Below are 15,818 nucleotides of genomic sequence, written 5' to 3'. Positions count from 1 at the left end.
CATCGGGCTCGAAAAAGTGGTGTATTCGGAGGGCGGCGGGTTCCTGTCGTCGACGGCTGAGATCGTAGACGACATGCGTAATGGCCGCATGGTGATCCTGGTCGATGCCGAGAGCCGCGAGAACGAGGGTGATCTCGTGATCCCCGCGCAGATGGCGACGCCGGATGCGATCAATTTCATGGCCAAGCACGGGCGCGGCCTCATCTGCCTCGCGCTGATGCAGTCGCGCGCCGAAACGCTCGGCCTCGATTTCATGGTGCCGACGGCGCGCGAGCGCACGGCGTTTACACAGTCAATCGAGGCGCGCGAGGGCGTGTCGACCGGCATCTCGGCGCACGATCGCGCGCGCACCATTGCAACGGCCATCGATCCAACCAAGGGATCAGAAGATATCGTCTCGCCAGGTCACGTGTTTCCGCTGGTCGCGCGCGAGGGCGGCGTGCTGATCCGCGCCGGGCACACGGAAGCCTCTGTCGATCTGGCGCGCATCGCCGGGCTCTATCCGGCTGCGGTGATCTGCGAGATCATGAACGAGGACGGCACCATGTCGCGGATGCCGGACCTCGTCCCGTTTGCGCAGCGGCATGGTCTCAAGATCGGTACCATTGAGGATCTGATCGCCTATCGGCTGAAGCACGACCGGCTGGTCGAGCGCGTGGCGCAAACGAAAGTCGACAGCGCGTTCGGCGGCGCGTTCGACCTTCACGTTTTCACGACGACGGTCGTGCCGGTCGAGCATCTGGCGCTCGTCAAGGGCGACCTCTCGGCGCCTGGCCCCGTTCTGGTGCGCGTACATGCGGTCAACGTGCCGGGCGATCTGCTCGGTATCGGCGGCATGCACGGCTCCGTCGCAAAGTCGATGCAGGCGCTCGAGCGAGCGGGGCGTGGCGTTATCGTGCTGATCCGCGACCTCGGGCCGAAGAGCGTCTCGGAATGGGTTGTCCGGCAGTCGTCAACGGGTGGTGGCGAGAAGGCCGTCCGCGGGCGGCGGCAGCTGGACATCGGCGTCGGCTCGCAGATTCTGCGCGAGCTCGGCGTCGTAGATATGGAGCTGCTGACCAACGCACCGGACGATGTTTATGTCGGCCTTGAAGGCTACGGTCTGCGCATCGTCGGCACGCGGGCCATCGAGTAGGCGGCATGGTCAGAGACGAACATCATAAGCGCCCAGCAATGGAGCTGCATTCCGGCAGCACAGTGCGCGTGCTCATCATCGAGGCGCCGTATTACCAGCAGGTGACGGACGAGCTCATCGCCGGCGCACTGGCCGTGCTCGATCAGGCGGGAGTGGGCTATGATCGGGTGCCGGTGCCGGGGGCGCTCGAGATCCCGCAGGCGTTGGCGCAGGCCGTGACCGCCGGCCTGTTCGCGGGGAGCGGGCGCGACGTCTATGCCGGCGCCATCGTGCTGGGCTGCGTTATCCGAGGCGAGACCTCGCACTATGACATCGTTTGCAACAACACCAATCACTGGCTGATGGAGACGGCGATCCGACACAACATTCCGGTCGGAAACGGCGTGCTGACCGTGGATACGGAAGTGCAGGCGCTGGCACGCGCCAAAGGTGGCGCCGATGGCAAAGGCGGGGACGCGGCGCGCGCCTGCCTGAGACTGATCAAGCTGGCGCGCGATTTCGGTCGGCGTGCGTCATGAGCCTTCCGAAACGCAAGAAAAATACCGGAGACACACCGAAACCGCGCACGGTCTCGCGCATGGCGGCGGTGCAGGCGCTCTATCAGATGGACCTCGCGGGGACCGATGCGGGCGACGTGATCGCGCAGTTCATGGCCGCTGAAGCGGCTCCTGCCGCAAAGCTCGACGGTGAGCCGGACAGTGAGGTGGAGACGCTCACCAGTCTCGAGGGCGCGGATACCACGTTCTTCGCCGATGTGGTGAAGGGCGTCGTGCGGCGGCAGCGAGAGATCGATCCGTTGGTCGATCAGCAGCTGCGCACGGGCTGGCGACTGGTGCGCGTCGATTCCATTCTGCGCGCGATCCTGCGCGGGGGCGTGTTCGAATTGCTCGAGCGCTCGGACGTGCCGGCGCGCGTAATCATCAACGAGTACATCAACATCGCCAAGGCGTTCTTCGAGGCGGACGAGCCCAAGGTCGTCAACGGCGTGCTGGACCGCATCGCGCACAAGCTGCGGGCCAAGGAGTTCGAGGCACCCGGCGAAGGAGGCTAAGCGTGGCCGATGACGACGCGGGGGGCGAGGACGAGCTGATCGCGACCATCTTCGCGCCGCTTGCCGCGGGCTTTGCCGGTGCGCTTGGTCTCAAGGACGATTGCGCGGTTCTTTCGCCGCCGCCGGGCGAGGATCTCGTGCTGACGACGGATGCCGTCGCGGCCGGCGTGCATTTTTTCGCCGACGATGGGCCCGCGGACATCGCCTGGAAGGCGGTTGCGGTCAATGTGTCCGACCTCGTTGCAAAAGGTGCGCGGCCGGTTGCCTACCTGCTGTCGCTCTCCTTTCCGGATCGCCCGAAGCAATCGTGGCTTGATGGATTCGCGCGGGGCCTGGCGGAGGCGCAGGCTGCCTTCGGGATCGCGCTTGCGGGTGGCGATACGGATCGGCGGCCCGGACCTCTTTCAGCCACGGTCACGGCAATCGGCGCCGTGCCGCATGGGTGCGCAGTGCGCCGCACGACGGCGCGGCCCGGCGACGTGCTGTTCGTGTCGGGCACGCTCGGCGACAGCGCGCTCGGGCTTCGCCTGCGCCTGCAGCCGGGATGGGCCTCAGATCTCGGACTCGAGGTGGCTGGCGTCGAGGCGCTCATTTCGCGCTATCTGAGGCCCGAGCCGCGGCTGGCGCTGGCGCCCCATCTGCTGGCCTTCGCCACGGCGGCGATGGATGTGTCGGATGGCTTGATCAAAGACTGCGGCAGGATGGCGCGCGCCTCCGGCATTGGCGCGCACATCGATGCTCGCACTCTGCCGCTCTCGTTCGCTTTTCGCGCTGCATTCGATCGGCAGCCGGCGCTGTTGGAAGTGGCCTTGACGGGAGGCGACGACTACGAGGTCCTGGCCGCCGTCCCACCCGCAAATGCCGTCGATTTTCGGCGTGCAGCAGCCGAAAGCGGCATCTCCGTCACTGCTGTCGGACGGCTCTCGGACGGCGCTGGTGTGTCGATCGTGGGGAGCGATGGAAAGCCCCTCGAAGTCGCCTCCACGGGGTGGGATCATTTCCCACTTTCGCCGCGGTCTCGCCCTTAAGGGATACGGCGACGTTTGCCGTTCGTTCCAAGGACTTGCACACGTCTCATTGCGAATAAGTCTTTGTTTGGCCATATCGTGCGCGTCTAACGGGCATGACTCGCGCTTCGGCGCCCAGTGGGCCTGCGCACCCCAGAGGGATGGGATAACCGGTGACTTCGTTCTCTACGCTTTTTCGCGGTGTCGGCCTTGCGCTTGTTGCGGCTGCTGCTGTGTCTCAGAACTCCGCCGTCGCGCAGGGTGCGAACTGGTGGGAGGGCATTACCGGTTTTGGCTCCCCAGACTACACCGGCAAGCAGGCCTCGCTGGAACGGGCACCCGCGCGGCAGGATTCGCTCAACGATCTTCGTCCCAACGAAATCCCGTGGCGCAGCGACGAGATGCTCGCCGCCATGGAGAAGGCTATCGCGCGCTACGAGCGCATCGTGAACAGCGGCGGCTGGCCGATCATCTCCGGCAATCGCATGTTGCGCCCAGGTGACGACGACGAGCGCGTTGCGCAACTGCGCCGCCGGCTGATTGCGAGCGGTGAGCTCTCGCGCTCTTCGAGCGCCAACAGCTACTCGTTCGATTCAGATGTCGAACAGGCCGTCGTGCGCTATCAGGAGAACAATGGCCTTCGCACGACCGGGCGCGTCGATCAGCCGACGCTCGCCGCGCTCAAGATGACGGCCGAGGAGCGCCTCGCGCAGCTCAAGCTCAACCACGGGCGCATTCTCGAGCTGGTGCAGCAGCCGCCCGAGGAGCGCTACGTTCTCGTCAACGTGCCGGCGTTCCAGCTCGAGGCTGTCGAGCGCTATCAGACGGTGCTGCGCCATCGCGTGATCGTCGGGCGTCAGGGACGCGATACGCCGTCGCTGAAGACCACGATCCGGGCGCTGAACTTCTTCCCCTTCTGGCGCGTGCCAGACAGCGTTGCAAAGCTCGACGTCTTTCCGCGGCTCGTGAAGGAGCCGGACTATCTCGCGAAAGAGCGTATCCGTGTTGTTTCTGGCGATTTCAACGGGCCCGAGATCGATCCGACGGCCATTGACTGGTCGCAGGCCGACTCGCGCGTCGTCAAACTCAAGCAGGATCCCGGACCACAGAACGCGCTCGGGCTTGTGCGCATCGACATGCAGAACGAGCACGGTGTTTACATGCACGACACGCCGATGAAGGATCTCTTCCGGCAGCGCGCGCGGGCGTTCAGCGCCGGCTGCGTGCGCGTGCAGGACGTGTTCCAGCTGGTCGAGTGGCTGGCGCGTACCGAGCCCGGTTGGGAAAGCCCGGGGCAGGTGCAGGCGGTCGTTGATTCCGGGCAGGCGGTCGACCTTCGCCTGACGCGGCCGGTGCCGGTCTATTTCGCCTACATCACGGCCTGGGCCGAAGCGGATGGGCGCATTTCGTTCCGCCCCGATATCTATCGCCGCGACGGTGCAGTAGCGATGGCGGACGTGTTCGATCCCGATGCGCCGCCGCCGCCGTCGGCGGGGCTCGCGCCCTAAGTCTTTGTTCGAGAGTCTGATTCACGGTCTCGATGCGGGCCCTCCGTTGTGGCTCGTCTCCGGAAAGACTGTTTGAGCTTGCCTTCGGCCAGACGCTCGCGCCTCAAATGATCAGGCTCTCGTTCTTGGGCTTGTCTTCGGGCGGGCGCGGTGGAATTCTCCGCTCCGCTATGCTCGCCTACATCACACAATCCGCAATGGAGACCGTCGACCTCGTTCGGCGGCGCTGGCCGGTCGTGCTCGTCCTTGTGCTCGCGGGCGGCTGGATCTGGTTCGCTTTCTGGCTTTCCGACGTGCAGGGGCGCATGGATCTGCCGCGGGCCTATTCCGTGCGCATGACCTGCGAGGACGATCCCGAGGCCGAGCTGTGGCGCGGCGGCTGCGATCGTATCGAGACCGATCTTCAGAAGGCAGGGCGGCCTGGCTTCCTCGATCTCTACAACGCGTTCGTGGTCGTGCATCACAAGCCGGGGCCGGGGGCCGCCGCGGCCGCGCAATTTGCCGGCAAACCAGCCGAACAAGGTTTCGAGCTGGCGCCGCTGCTCGCGGGGCAGCGCTACGGCCTGGCGATGGTTGCGCCGGAGTTCGAGCAGGTCAAAAGCAGTGCGCACGCGGAAGCCGTAATCGCCGAGATCGACAAACGCGATCGGGCGCTGCTCGTCATCGGGCGCGCCGGCCTCGGCATGGATGCGCTGATCGCGGGGGCGCTCGCAAACTTCGTGCATCCGGGCGTCATGGTGGACGGCGCCGTGCAGTATGTTGCGGTGCTAACGGGCACCGCGAAGACCAGCGATCTTGCAACCGGACTTTCGCGCCAGCGGTGATGCGGCCTCACGGCTTGATGCGGTAGCCGGTCTTGAAGATCCACCAGACAGCGACGAGGCAGACGCCGAGAAACGCCAGTGTCATGCCGAGGCTCGTTGCGACGTTGACGTCCGAGACCTCGTAGAAGCTCCAGCGGAAGCCGCTGATCAGGTAGACGATCGGATTGAACAGCGCCACCGTCTGCCAGAGTGGCGGCAGCATGTTGATGGAGTAGAACGTGCCGCCGAGGAAGGTCAGCGGCATCAGCACCAGCATGGGGATGATCTGCAGCTTCTCGAACCCATCCGCCCAGATGCCGATGATGAAGCCGAAGAGCGAGAACGTCACCGCCGTCAGAACAAGGAAGCCGATCATCCAAAGCGGATGAGCGATGCGGATCGGCACGAAGAGGCTCGCGGTGGCGAGGATGATGAGACCCAGGATCACCGACTTGGTGGCCGCGGCTCCGACATAGCCGAGCACGATCTCGAACGGCGAGACGGGCGCGGACAAGAGCTCGTAGATGGTGCCGGCAAAGCGCGGGAAGTAGATGCCGAAGGCCGCGTTCGACGTGCTCTCGGTGAGCAGCATCAACATGATCAGCCCCGGCACGATGAAGGCGCCGTAGGGGATGCCGTCGATCTCGGCGATGCGCGAGCCGATGGCGGCGCCGAAGACGATGAAGTAGAGGGACGTCGAGAGTACGGGCGAGAGGATGCTCTGCATGAGCGTGCGTCCCCAGCGGGCCATCTCGAAGCCATAGATCGCGCGCACGCCTTCGAGGTTCATCGGGAGTTCCTCACGAGATCGACGAAAATGTCCTCGAGCGAGCTCTGGCTCGTGGAGAGATCCTTGAAGCCGATATTTGCTTCGCGCATATCGTTCAAAAGTGCGGTGATGCCGGTGCGGCCGGCTTGCGTGTCGTAGGTGTAGACGAGTGAGGCGCCGCCGGGCGCCAACTCGAGACCGTGCGCGGCGAGCGATGGCGGGATTTCGTGCAGCGGCTCGTGCAACTCGAGCGAAAGCTGCTTCTTGCCGAGCTTGCGCATCAGCTCGGTCTTGTCCTGCACGAGGATCAGCTCACCCTTGGTGATGACGCCGACGCGGTCGGCCATCTCCTCGGCCTCTTCGATGTAGTGCGTGGTGAGGATCACGGTGACGCCGTCGTCGCGCAGACGACGGACAATGTCCCACATGTCCTTCCTGAGCTCGACGTCGACACCCGCGGTCGGCTCGTCGAGAAACAGGATACGCGGCTCGTGCGCGAGCGCCTTGGCGATCAGGACGCGTCGTTTCATGCCGCCGGACAGCGTCATGATGCGGGCGTCCTTCTTATCCCACAGCGAGAGGGCGCGCAGCACCTTCTCTATGTAGTCGGGCGAGGGTTTCTTGCCGAACAGGCCGCGGCTAAAGCTGACCGTCGCCCAGACGCTCTCGAACATCTCGGTCGACAGCTCCTGCGGCACGAGGCCGATCAGGCCGCGCGCGGCGCGGTAGTCGCGCACGATGTTGTGGCCGCCGACGGTGACGGTGCCGCCCGTCGCGTTGACGATGCCGCAGATGATGCTGATCAGCGTCGTCTTGCCGGCGCCGTTGGGGCCGAGCAAGGCGAAGATCTCGCGCTCGCGGATATCAAGATCGATGGTCTTCAGCGCCACATGCCTCGAGGCATAGGTCTTGCGCACGTCTTTGACCGAGATGATGGGCTTCATGCTCTCTTCCGGTGTCGGGGGCCGGGCCTGCGAGCCTCCACATAGGCGCATCGCGCCGGAGCCGCAAGCGGAGCGCGGAAGCATTACTGTACAGGGACGGGTCTGATCCAGCAGCCGGTCAGGCCGGCACTCCTGAGGTCGTTGCAGAGCGTCTTTGCGTCGTCGTGCGTGCGCGGCGGAATGAGAGAGAGCCGGTACCAGGTCTGGCGGTCCTGCCCCTGCACGCGATCGACGCGGGCCTTGGCGTTGCCGAGAAGGTTCGGGTAGGCGCCCTTGAAGCTGCGATAGTCCTGCTGCAGCTCCTCTGTGCTGCGCCGCGTGGACAGAACCACGAGATAGGGTTGCTCCATGGCGGCCGGTGCGGCGGCGATGACGGTTTCGCCGGCGGTGCGCATGGGCCCCATTTCGGTGCTCGCCAAGCGGCCGTCGCGCTTCGTCTCCGTTGCCTCTGTGCTGGTGGCCCGCTGCTCGGAGAGGTTGTCCCCCGTCAGGCTTTGAGCGGCGACAACCAATCCTGCGCCGACGGCGAGCGCGGCGAGCGCCACGGGCACGGGCTTGGTGACACCAGCGAGGGCCGCGGTGCGGAGCCGCGCAACGATGTCGGCCGGTTGCAGCGACGGCTGTTTGGTTTTTCTGGCGGGCGCGGGGGCCGGCGAGCTCTTGGGGACAGGCAGGTTCTTTGAGGCAGGGGGGCTCTTTGGCGCGGATGGACGGGGCGCAGTGGCTGGTGCGCTTCCGTAGGCCGGCGGCGGAGGCTGCGGGTAGGCCTGACCGGCTGCGGCTGGGGGGGCAAACGCGTAGCCCGCCGGAGACGGCGCCGCCGCTCGTGGACGCGCCGGCTCGCCGGCATAGCGCAGCGCGTCTTGCTCGATCTCACGCGAGACTGCCAGCAGCGCCTGGTGCACGCGCTGCGAGTCACGCTGATAGGCGTTGCGGGGGCCCGCCAGTTTCTCCTCGAGAATCTCGAGCAGGTCCAGGGCGTGGCGTTGGCCGCCCATGATGTGGGTCAGAATGGCGAAATCGAGTGCTTCGTCCGGCGGCAGGCTGGACATGATCTGCTCGACGTCGCGCTGGATGCCAGTGATGACGTGGACGGTCGAATCGACCTCGGGGCGGAGGGCGGCCGGAACGTAGTGGGCGCGATCCAGGATCTGGTGCAGACGGCGCGCAACATTGCGCGAGATCTCGCGGATCTGCTTGCGCTCTAGCGTTGCATCACGGTCGTATGCGGCCATCGTGTCGGAGCCCTTCCGAGCCATGCCTTAGCCGGCGTGGCATTCGGGAAACATGTCACGCACGATCTCGACGGAACAGCCGGTAGCGCCCTCGATGCACTGATAGTTGATCACGGGCGCCGCCCCCTCGCTCGCGATCGAGATCTGGGTGCGGATTTTCTTGACGAAACATCGCGCAAGATCGCGTCCGTTCGCAAGCTCGATCGATGCGAGCACGCTTTCATCCGGGCAAACGGTATTCGAGATCACATACGTTGCCGCAGACGACTGCGCGACATTCAGGCACTCCGGGGCGGCCGGCTGCTGCTTCGGCTGTGCCGGAGCCTCGCCACCGGCCGCAAGCGCGGCGCCGAGCAAAACTGCGGCTGCGAGCTTGCGGCCGCATCCGTGAGGGGTCATGTTCGCGGACGTCGACAGGCGCATCTTACGGGATACTGGTTCTTGTGATTCTGAAAGCAGGCGTGCCCGGCAGGAGTGCGCGATTCGCGGCGAATAGCGCGCCCGGCCAGGGCCCGCACCCCGCGTAGGCGACCGAGATGGCCGATATGTGGTGCCGTTGGCGGCGCGGCTCGCGCGTACACAGGAAACCTGGAAACCCGGCCCCCTTCATCTGACTGACACATGGCAGTGCTCTGAAGAAATTAGATTTTTCTATAGCTTAGTGGAGCGTGGACGTAGATTTTTGTCTGTGTGGTAGATATTTGAGGATATCTCCTGCAGACGCATCTCAAGAATCGGCGGTAATTCGCATGCCATTCTACACGAATGACGAAATTCGCGAGATCAAGCGGGCCTTCGACCTCGCCTGTGCCGACCTTGGCCTCAGGCCCAACAGCCGGAGCCGGCCCCTGCGGGAGGAGCTCGGAAGCCTCATGTTCGATATTGCGGCTACAGGGGTCGACGATTGCACGTCGCTTCGGCGGCAGTCCGTGCGGCAGTTCCAGCGCGCTGTGGGGGCTGGTGTTCTGCCGGATGTGGCGCGCTCCACCGCATCCTCGAAACGCACGCCGAGCGATCGATCCGGCCATTGAGGATCTGGGTTTGCTGCGCTTGCGTCGCGGCCCCCGTCAGAAATGGTAGCCGCGCTCGCCGTGTTCGCTGAGATCCAGCCCGGCGCGCTCCTTGTCCTTCGGCGGACGCAGGCCGATCACCAGATCGACAAACTTGAACAGGATCAGCGACAGCACGCCCGACCACACGAGCGTCAGCGCGACGGCTTTGACCTGGGCCGTCATCTGGGCGGCCATGTCGTAGCCGATCTGGATGGTGCCCGGCTGGGAGAGGTAATCGGGAACACCGGTTCCGCCGAACCGAGGGTCGACCAGCAGGCCCGTGGCCAGCGCGCCAAGAACGCCGCCCACGCAATGCACGCCGAATACATCAAGCGAGTCGTCGTAGCCGAACCGGCTCTTTATCCACGTACAGGCACCGTAGCCGACGAAGCCGGCGACGAAGCCGAGCGCAATGGCGCCCATGGGGCCGGCAAAGCCGGCCGCGGGTGTCACCGCGACAAGACCGATGACCATGCCGGTGATCAGGCCGAGCGAGGTCGGTTTGCCCTTGATCGCCCATTCGACGAAGGCCCAGGACAGGGCAGCCGTTGCGGTAGCGACGAAGGTGTTGCCCATGGCCAACGCGGCGGCGCCGTTGGCCTCAAGGTTCGAGCCGCAGTTGAAGCCGAACCAGCCGACCCAGAGCAGGGCTGCACCGACCATAGCCAGCGTCAGCGAGTGCGGCGGCATCGGCTCGCGTCCGTACCCGGAGCGGGGGCCGAGCATCAGCGCGCCGACGAGGCCTGCCATTCCGGCGTTCGCATGCACGACGGTGCCGCCCGCGAAGTCGAGTGCGCCCCACTGGTTGATGAGGCCTGAGGTTGCAAGCAGGCTTGTGAGATAGCCGTCGGCGGCTGCCTTGGCGTCGCCTGTGGCGGCGGCTGCGGCGCGGGCTGCCTCGCTCACGGCGTCCGGCCCCGGCCAGTACCAGACCATGTGCGCGATCGGGCAATAGACGATGGTCACCCACAACGCCATGAAGAGCAGCAGTGCGGAGAATTTGATGCGCTCGGCAAATGCGCCGACGATCAGTGCCGGTGTGATGGCGGCGAACGTCATCTGAAACCAGATGAAAGCGTACTCCGGAATCTGGACGCCGTGAGAAAACGTCGACGCCAGGGATTCGGGTGTGACGCCGGAAAGGAACGCTTTCGACAGGCCGCCCACGAAGGGTGCCGTGCGCAGGTCGCCGGTGAAGGAGAGGCTGTAGCCGTAAAGCACCCAGATGATGCAGATGAGGCAGACTGTGGCGTAGACCTGCATCAGGGTTGCAAGCACGTTCTTGGTGCGCACGAGCCCGCAGTAGAACAGCGCCAGCCCGGGAACGGTCATCAGCAGCACGAGCACGGTCGAGACCATCAGGAAGGCCGTGTCCGCCTTCTCGACAGCCGCGGCGGCCGGGGCGGCCCACGTGGTCGCGATCAGCAGCGCAGCCAGTCCGGCGGCTCGTCCTATCGTCATGGTGTTGTGCTCCTGATCCGACGCCCCGGCTAGGTTTGCCCTAAGGTTCTGCCGTCGCTTTCTTCCCTATACAGATGTGCAGTGAAGCAATCCATGTGCCGGATCGCCGACTAGATGCCCATTTCCTCTGTTACCTGCTCTGCTTGGGCTCGGAACAGCAAGTTCTGCCGCAGCTTTAATCGTGATGCTTAAATGTCCGTCATCAAACATACTTGTCGCATCGACATTGCTGTTCTACGAACCATTCTAGTGTGAATTAATCTTGTGCGGGGGTAGTGGGCCGCGATTGGAGAGTTTCGGGGTATCAATCGCTTGCGTGTGGAAGCCTGTTGGGGTGGCCGCAGATGGCACGCACTGTCGAACCTAAAATGGATGATCTGAAGCGATTGCTCCGCCGGCTCGATGGCCTCGACGGAAGCAAGGGGCTCACAAAGAACGCCGAGCAGCCAGAAGCCGAGCAGCGCGGATATGTGGGCGCGTTGCGGGGCGCGCCTGTTCATGGCGACGAGGAGACGGAGGTTGCTACCTCCGTCGCTGCGCAGGGCGTCAAGAAGGGGCCAAGCGCCCCGATTTTCCTTGCGGCGCTCATCGCGGCCGTCGTCTCGACGGTTACGGTCTATATGGTCATGTCCGCCCAGGATGGGCCGGGTGGCCGGGGCGCAGGCTCGCCGCCGGCTTCGGAGCGTGTCGTGCCGAGTAAGCTCGACTACGCCCCTCCCGCTGTCCCGGGCGGCACGGCGCCACGCCAGTCAAACGACGCCATCGACGCCCTTATACGGCGGGCCGAGCAACTTCTTCGGGACGGGGACGTGCCCTTGGCCCGCGCCCTTCTCGCCCAGGCTGCGGAGCTCGGCTCGGGCCCGGCGGCGCTGCGGCTCGGGCGCAGCTACGACCCCTCCCAGTCCGAAACATTGCGTTATGCGGACAGTCAGACTAACCCTGCCCTTGCAAAAGCCTGGTACGAGCGCGCGCTGGCCCTCGGCACGCGCGAAGCAGCCGGGTATATCTCCAATTCGGACGGCCAATAAAGCCGGCCCTTGCGACGACATGCCGATGAGATCGGGACGTTCGGACACGTTTCGGCCACGTCTTTCGTGATTTTGCGTTGGGGTGGCTGAGACAACGCGATGGCCTGGAGGCTCTGAACGCGTGCACGCGAGCAGGACGGGGGAGGATGTCTACGCGTCGGGACGCATCGGGGCCCGGCTCGAGGGCTTGCGTAAACAGCTCCTGAGCTGTGGCGACGTGCTGGCCGGGCTCGTCGAGCCCACCTCGCGCCCCATGATCGGGGACGCGCTACAGAATCTTCGCCAGCTCGAGTGCCGCGTCGCCGTTGTCGGGCAGATCAAATCCGGAAAAAGCTCTTTCATCAATGCGCTCGTGCGCAACCCGCGCTTTCTGCCGACGAGCGTTACCCCTTGGACGACGGCGGTCACGAGCCTGCACTTCGGCCAGCCTGCGCCGGGGGGATATGCGGCCGTTTTCACGTTTTTGCAGCGAACCGAGTGGGATCAGCTCGCCGAGGGGGGCGGCAAGGTCCGCGAGCTGACCGAGCGTCTGGTGCCTGATTTCGAGCCCGAGCTTTTACAACGGCACGCCGAGATGCTGCGCATACGGGCCAAGGAGCGACTCGGCGACGAGTTCGAGACGCTGCTCGGGCAGGCGCACTACTTCGTCAACCTCGAAGCTGGGACGCTCGAGCATTACGTCTGCTCGGGCGACTTCTCGGGCTCGCCGGCCATCGGCAAGTACTCCGACATCACCAAGGCGGCGGACATCTACTGCCAACAGGGCCCGTTCGATTTCCCGTGCACGGTCATCGACACGCCGGGCACCAATGATCCGTTCCTGATCCGCGACGAGATCACACGCCGCAGTCTCGGATCGGCCGACGTCTACATCGTCGTGCTGACGGCCCGCCAGCCGCTGTCCGAGAACGATGTGGCGCTGCTTCGCATCATGCGGGGTCTCAACAAGGATCGCATCGTCGTCCTGATCAACCGCATCGACGATCTCGCCGATATCGATAGCGAGCTGCCGCAGCTCGTCTCGTACGTGCGCGAGAAGCTGGCGATGGAGTTTCCCGGCTCGAACATTCCGGTCGTCTATGGCAGCGCATGGTGGGCCAACCAGGCGCTGTCCTTCGATCAGGAGGCTGCCGCGCGTATCCTGCGCCGCAAGTCCTCGAATTATCTTTTGAGGGCGGGCCTCCTGCAGCCTGGCGAGCTCGGCGCGGCGGCGCTGCAGTCCGATGATGTCTGCGAACGGCTTCGCCAGTCGATGTTCGCGATGTCGGGTCTCCCGGCCGTCAACCAGGCGGTCGACACGCTGATGGGCACGGCGCAACCGACGTATGTGTTGCGTCAGATCACGCGCTCGTTCGCGGAGATGGCACGGGCGTGCGAGAGCGCAGCGCGCAGCGAGCTGCAGATTCTGCTCGCATCCGCCAACGAGACGCGGGGCACGGCACGGCCTGCCGACCAGAAGCGCGCCATCTACGGGCAGGAGCGGGAGCTTCTCGCGACAGTCGCTGCCAACATCGAAGCGTCGGCGGCGGGCATCGAGGCGCAGCTCGCGCGCATCATTCAGGAGGAGAAGGAGCGGCTTCGCAATTCGCTGCAGGCCACGATCGATCTGCATGCCGGCCGCGAGCGGGACGTCTTGATTGACACGCTATCACGCGGGCGCTCGCCGCGGGTATGGACGCACGAGGGCGTCGAGCTGCGCCGTGCGCTCGCCAACGAGTTCCGCGCGGGCTTCGAGCAGGCCGCCCATCGGCTGACATCTTTTCACGCACGTGTCGTACCCGAGCTGCACAAGCTCATGCGTTCGCTGGTGCCGGAGCCGGACCTTGTCGATCCGCGCGGCGACAGCCTTGCCATCCCGACGCCGACCATCGCGCCGTTGAGCCGCATGCTGGTTCTCGACCTCGAGACCTCGAAATGGCGCGTCTTCTGGAGCCGGCAGCCTTCGCTGGAAGCCTCGGGTGCGAAGATCGAGCAGCTCATTCGAACCGAGTTCGCACCGATTGCCGACGAGCTTGTGCAACTTGCCGGAAATGCATTTCATCACTTCAGCACGACGACGATCCGGTGGTCTTTCGAGGCGTGCCGCAACATCCAGCACGCGCTCAAACGCCGGCTCGAGCTTCTGATGGCTGACTATGACCAGGCGCTGCGTCCAGTCGACCCGCAGCAGGCGACACAAAGCCTCAACGAGCGGGTCCGGATTCAGGCACAGCGCCTTAAAGATAACGAAACCCTGACCCAACATCTGGAAAATTTGGCTCACTACATCGACACGGTTCTTAAAGCCGAAGGTTCCGCCGCGACATGAACAGCGTATCCCTGCAGTATCCCGAGAGATTAAGGGCTGCACGGGAGCGTCTCATCGGGACCAACATCACCGACGAGGCGCTCAACGTTTGCATCTCGGGTCTTCAGCGCGTCGAGAACGCGCTGCGCCGGCCGTTGCGTATCGTCGTGCTTGGCGAAAGCAACGCGGGCAAGACGTCGGTCACCGATCTCTTCATCGGGCGAGGTCTGTTGCCCACCAGTGTGGTGTCCAACACGGGCATTCCCGTGATGATCTCGTATGCCGACAAGCCGGCCGTTTACGGGATCGATCACGAAGGCACCCGCATCCGGGTCGATAGCGATAGCGACGATGCGCTGACGGACCTTCCGTACCGGGCGCTGCAGGTCGCGCTGCCGATCGAGCGGCTCCGGAGCTATCAGATCCTCGACACGCCGCCGTTCGTGAACCCGGCTTCGTTCGTTATGGATGCCGACATCGTGATCTGGTGCACGGTGTCGACGCGGGCGTGGACCGAAAGTGAGCGGGCCGCCTGGGCCGCTTTGCCGAAGCGCTGCAGCCGCTACGCGCTGCTCGTTGCCACGCACAAGGACGGGCTCGATGCGGAGGACGACATCCGGCACGTCACGGCGCGGCTGAAGAGCCTCACCAGTGATCAGTTCCGCGACGTGGTTCTGGTCGATGCCGAGGGTGTGCGCGACGGCTCGGATCCGGAACCGGAAGACGATGCTACAAACGGCGCCGATGCGCTTCGCCTCGCCATTGCCCGGCTCGCCGCTGACATCATGGAGCGCAAGACGCGCAAGGCCGAGAAGATCGTGCGCCGGCTCGCCCGACTGACGTTCCATCACTTCGCGAGCGACGTGGTGCGACCCGAGGCGCTTGAGATCCTGATGCGCTGGGAGACGCATGCACGCCAGCAGCTCCAGCAACTCAAGGATGGGCGGCGGACCGTGCAAGAGACGATCGAGGCGCTGCTCGTCGCCTACGCGGCTTGCGCCGAGAAGCTGCGACCCGGCGTGGTCAGGGGCGAGGATACCATCGCGGGCTCGACGTCGCGGGCGCTGGCGGCTCCGATCCGCTGGCCCCAGCAGACGACGGCCGCGGCGCGCCTCGTGGAGACGCTGGCCTCCGACCTCACGGGCCTGTTGCGCATGCTGGCAGGGCATTCGACGTTCGAGGATCCGACGGTGCGGGCCGAGTATCAGTCGGCGCGCAGCATCGTGCTGGCCCTCGCCGACCTCGACGGGGCATTCGACGCCCTTGGCCGCATGCTCGGGGCCTCGCTAGTCTCCAAAAAAGGCTGATCCGGATATTGGACTATGGCCGCGCGGTTTACCGCGCATTAATCCGGCCGGGTCTAAAAGTTAAACTGAATTATCTGGGCTTTGCGACGGGCCGGTTCTGTGTCAGCCTCCTTCCTGGGGGATGACGTTCGAGGGGCCGGGTGTCGGGGGTGAACCTGTTCCTGCCACACTCCTGTTGGAGGAAGGAACCTCAGTCCGCCGCGTCGAGAAGCGTTGCGTCAGGGTCGTTCG

Annotated in this window: 15 protein-coding genes; 10 read left to right on the top strand and 5 right to left on the bottom strand. The window is 64.9% G+C overall.

Annotation, left to right across the window (positions count from 1 at the left end):
• The first annotated feature begins 1 nt into the window (after window position 1).
• The 6 genes from ribB to CS1GBM3_RS08475 all read left to right on the top strand — a co-directional run bounded on the left by ribB (window position 2) and on the right by CS1GBM3_RS08475 (window position 5,525).
• Complete coding sequence (ribB, locus tag CS1GBM3_RS08500; RefSeq protein WP_280173508.1) at window positions 2-1,135, top strand: 3,4-dihydroxy-2-butanone-4-phosphate synthase; 1,134 nt, start codon at window positions 2-4, stop codon at window positions 1,133-1,135.
• Window positions 1,136-1,140: 5 nt separating this feature from the next.
• A complete protein-coding gene (gene ribH, locus CS1GBM3_RS08495; protein ID WP_083567354.1) occupies window positions 1,141-1,653 on the top strand; it encodes a 6,7-dimethyl-8-ribityllumazine synthase in 513 nt (170 codons plus the stop codon).
• Complete coding sequence (gene nusB / locus CS1GBM3_RS08490; protein ID WP_072394465.1) at window positions 1,650-2,186, top strand: transcription antitermination factor NusB; 537 nt, start codon at window positions 1,650-1,652, stop codon at window positions 2,184-2,186. Before ribH ends, nusB begins: the two co-directional genes overlap by 4 nt.
• 2 nt (window positions 2,187-2,188) lie before the next feature.
• Window positions 2,189-3,214, top strand: coding sequence for a thiamine-phosphate kinase (gene thiL, locus CS1GBM3_RS08485; RefSeq protein WP_072394462.1), 1,026 nt, complete (start codon window positions 2,189-2,191; stop codon window positions 3,212-3,214).
• A 152-nt stretch (window positions 3,215-3,366) separates the two neighbouring features.
• Window positions 3,367-4,701 carry a L,D-transpeptidase family protein gene (locus tag CS1GBM3_RS08480; RefSeq protein WP_072394459.1) on the top strand — a complete coding sequence of 445 codons (1,335 nt, stop codon included), beginning with the start codon at window positions 3,367-3,369 and terminating at the stop codon, window positions 4,699-4,701.
• A gap of 170 nt (window positions 4,702-4,871) precedes the next feature.
• Window positions 4,872-5,525 (top strand): hypothetical protein, encoded by a 654-nt coding sequence (locus CS1GBM3_RS08475; protein WP_139247858.1) that lies wholly within the window; start codon window positions 4,872-4,874, stop codon window positions 5,523-5,525.
• Window positions 5,526-5,532: 7 nt separating this feature from the next.
• On the opposite strand, the gene CS1GBM3_RS08470 is transcribed toward CS1GBM3_RS08475, so the two are convergent.
• From CS1GBM3_RS08470 to CS1GBM3_RS08455, 4 genes are all read right to left on the bottom strand, one after another.
• Window positions 5,533-6,294 carry an ABC transporter permease gene (locus CS1GBM3_RS08470; protein WP_072394452.1) on the bottom strand — a complete coding sequence of 254 codons (762 nt, stop codon included), beginning with the start codon at window positions 6,292-6,294 and terminating at the stop codon, window positions 5,533-5,535.
• Window positions 6,291-7,217: an ABC transporter ATP-binding protein gene (locus CS1GBM3_RS08465; protein ID WP_072394448.1), complete on the bottom strand. Its 927-nt coding sequence runs from the start codon at window positions 7,215-7,217 to the stop codon at window positions 6,291-6,293. Before CS1GBM3_RS08465 ends, CS1GBM3_RS08470 begins: the two co-directional genes overlap by 4 nt.
• An 83-nt stretch (window positions 7,218-7,300) precedes the next feature.
• Window positions 7,301-8,452, bottom strand: coding sequence for a hypothetical protein (locus CS1GBM3_RS08460; protein WP_072394445.1), 1,152 nt, complete (start codon window positions 8,450-8,452; stop codon window positions 7,301-7,303).
• Window positions 8,453-8,479: 27 nt separating this feature from the next.
• Complete coding sequence (locus CS1GBM3_RS08455; protein ID WP_139247857.1) at window positions 8,480-8,851, bottom strand: hypothetical protein; 372 nt, start codon at window positions 8,849-8,851, stop codon at window positions 8,480-8,482.
• A 350-nt stretch (window positions 8,852-9,201) separates the two neighbouring features.
• On the opposite strand from CS1GBM3_RS08455, the gene CS1GBM3_RS08450 reads away from it, so the two are divergent.
• On the top strand, window positions 9,202-9,483 hold the full coding sequence (locus tag CS1GBM3_RS08450) for a hypothetical protein (protein WP_072394439.1): 282 nt from the start codon (window positions 9,202-9,204) through the stop codon (window positions 9,481-9,483).
• A 36-nt stretch (window positions 9,484-9,519) separates the two neighbouring features.
• On the opposite strand, the gene CS1GBM3_RS08445 is transcribed toward CS1GBM3_RS08450, so the two are convergent.
• The gene (locus tag CS1GBM3_RS08445; protein WP_072394436.1) at window positions 9,520-10,965 is read right to left on the bottom strand and encodes an ammonium transporter; all 1,446 of its coding nucleotides are present in this window, start codon (window positions 10,963-10,965) and stop codon (window positions 9,520-9,522) included.
• A 368-nt stretch (window positions 10,966-11,333) separates the two neighbouring features.
• Between CS1GBM3_RS08445 and CS1GBM3_RS08440 the strand changes: the two genes are divergently transcribed.
• The 3 genes from CS1GBM3_RS08440 to CS1GBM3_RS08430 all read left to right on the top strand — a co-directional run bounded on the left by CS1GBM3_RS08440 (window position 11,334) and on the right by CS1GBM3_RS08430 (window position 15,587).
• Window positions 11,334-11,993 carry a hypothetical protein gene (locus CS1GBM3_RS08440; RefSeq protein WP_072394433.1) on the top strand — a complete coding sequence of 220 codons (660 nt, stop codon included), beginning with the start codon at window positions 11,334-11,336 and terminating at the stop codon, window positions 11,991-11,993.
• A gap of 121 nt (window positions 11,994-12,114) precedes the next feature.
• Entirely contained in the window at window positions 12,115-14,301 is a 2,187-nt protein-coding gene (locus tag CS1GBM3_RS08435) for a dynamin family protein (RefSeq protein ID WP_072394430.1), read from the top strand.
• Window positions 14,298-15,587: a P-loop NTPase family protein gene (locus CS1GBM3_RS08430; protein ID WP_072394428.1), complete on the top strand. Its 1,290-nt coding sequence runs from the start codon at window positions 14,298-14,300 to the stop codon at window positions 15,585-15,587. Before CS1GBM3_RS08435 ends, CS1GBM3_RS08430 begins: the two co-directional genes overlap by 4 nt.
• The last annotated feature ends 231 nt before the right edge of the window (window positions 15,588-15,818 follow it).

Source organism: Hyphomicrobium sp. CS1GBMeth3, from assembly GCF_900117455.1.
Lineage (GTDB): Bacteria > Pseudomonadota > Alphaproteobacteria > Rhizobiales > Hyphomicrobiaceae > Hyphomicrobium_C.
This window is presented reverse-complemented; position numbering and strand designations above follow the sequence as displayed.

Excerpts from the sequence above, each read along its gene's own strand:
- ribH (WP_083567354.1), top strand. The coding sequence starts at position 1,141 with ATGGTCAGAGACGAACATCATAAGCGCCCAGCAATGGAGCTGCATTCC.
- nusB (WP_072394465.1), top strand. The coding sequence starts at position 1,650 with ATGAGCCTTCCGAAACGCAAGAAAAATACCGGAGACACACCGAAACCG.
- CS1GBM3_RS08475 (WP_139247858.1), top strand. The coding sequence starts at position 4,872 with ATGCTCGCCTACATCACACAATCCGCAATGGAGACCGTCGACCTCGTT.
- CS1GBM3_RS08470 (WP_072394452.1), bottom strand. The coding sequence starts at position 6,294 with ATGAACCTCGAAGGCGTGCGCGCGATCTATGGCTTCGAGATGGCCCGC.
- CS1GBM3_RS08465 (WP_072394448.1), bottom strand. The coding sequence starts at position 7,217 with ATGAAGCCCATCATCTCGGTCAAAGACGTGCGCAAGACCTATGCCTCG.
- CS1GBM3_RS08460 (WP_072394445.1), bottom strand. The coding sequence starts at position 8,452 with ATGGCCGCATACGACCGTGATGCAACGCTAGAGCGCAAGCAGATCCGC.
- CS1GBM3_RS08455 (WP_139247857.1), bottom strand. The coding sequence starts at position 8,851 with ATGACCCCTCACGGATGCGGCCGCAAGCTCGCAGCCGCAGTTTTGCTC.
- CS1GBM3_RS08450 (WP_072394439.1), top strand. The coding sequence starts at position 9,202 with ATGCCATTCTACACGAATGACGAAATTCGCGAGATCAAGCGGGCCTTC.
- CS1GBM3_RS08445 (WP_072394436.1), bottom strand. The coding sequence starts at position 10,965 with ATGACGATAGGACGAGCCGCCGGACTGGCTGCGCTGCTGATCGCGACC.
- CS1GBM3_RS08440 (WP_072394433.1), top strand. The coding sequence starts at position 11,334 with ATGGATGATCTGAAGCGATTGCTCCGCCGGCTCGATGGCCTCGACGGA.
- CS1GBM3_RS08430 (WP_072394428.1), top strand. The coding sequence starts at position 14,298 with ATGAACAGCGTATCCCTGCAGTATCCCGAGAGATTAAGGGCTGCACGG.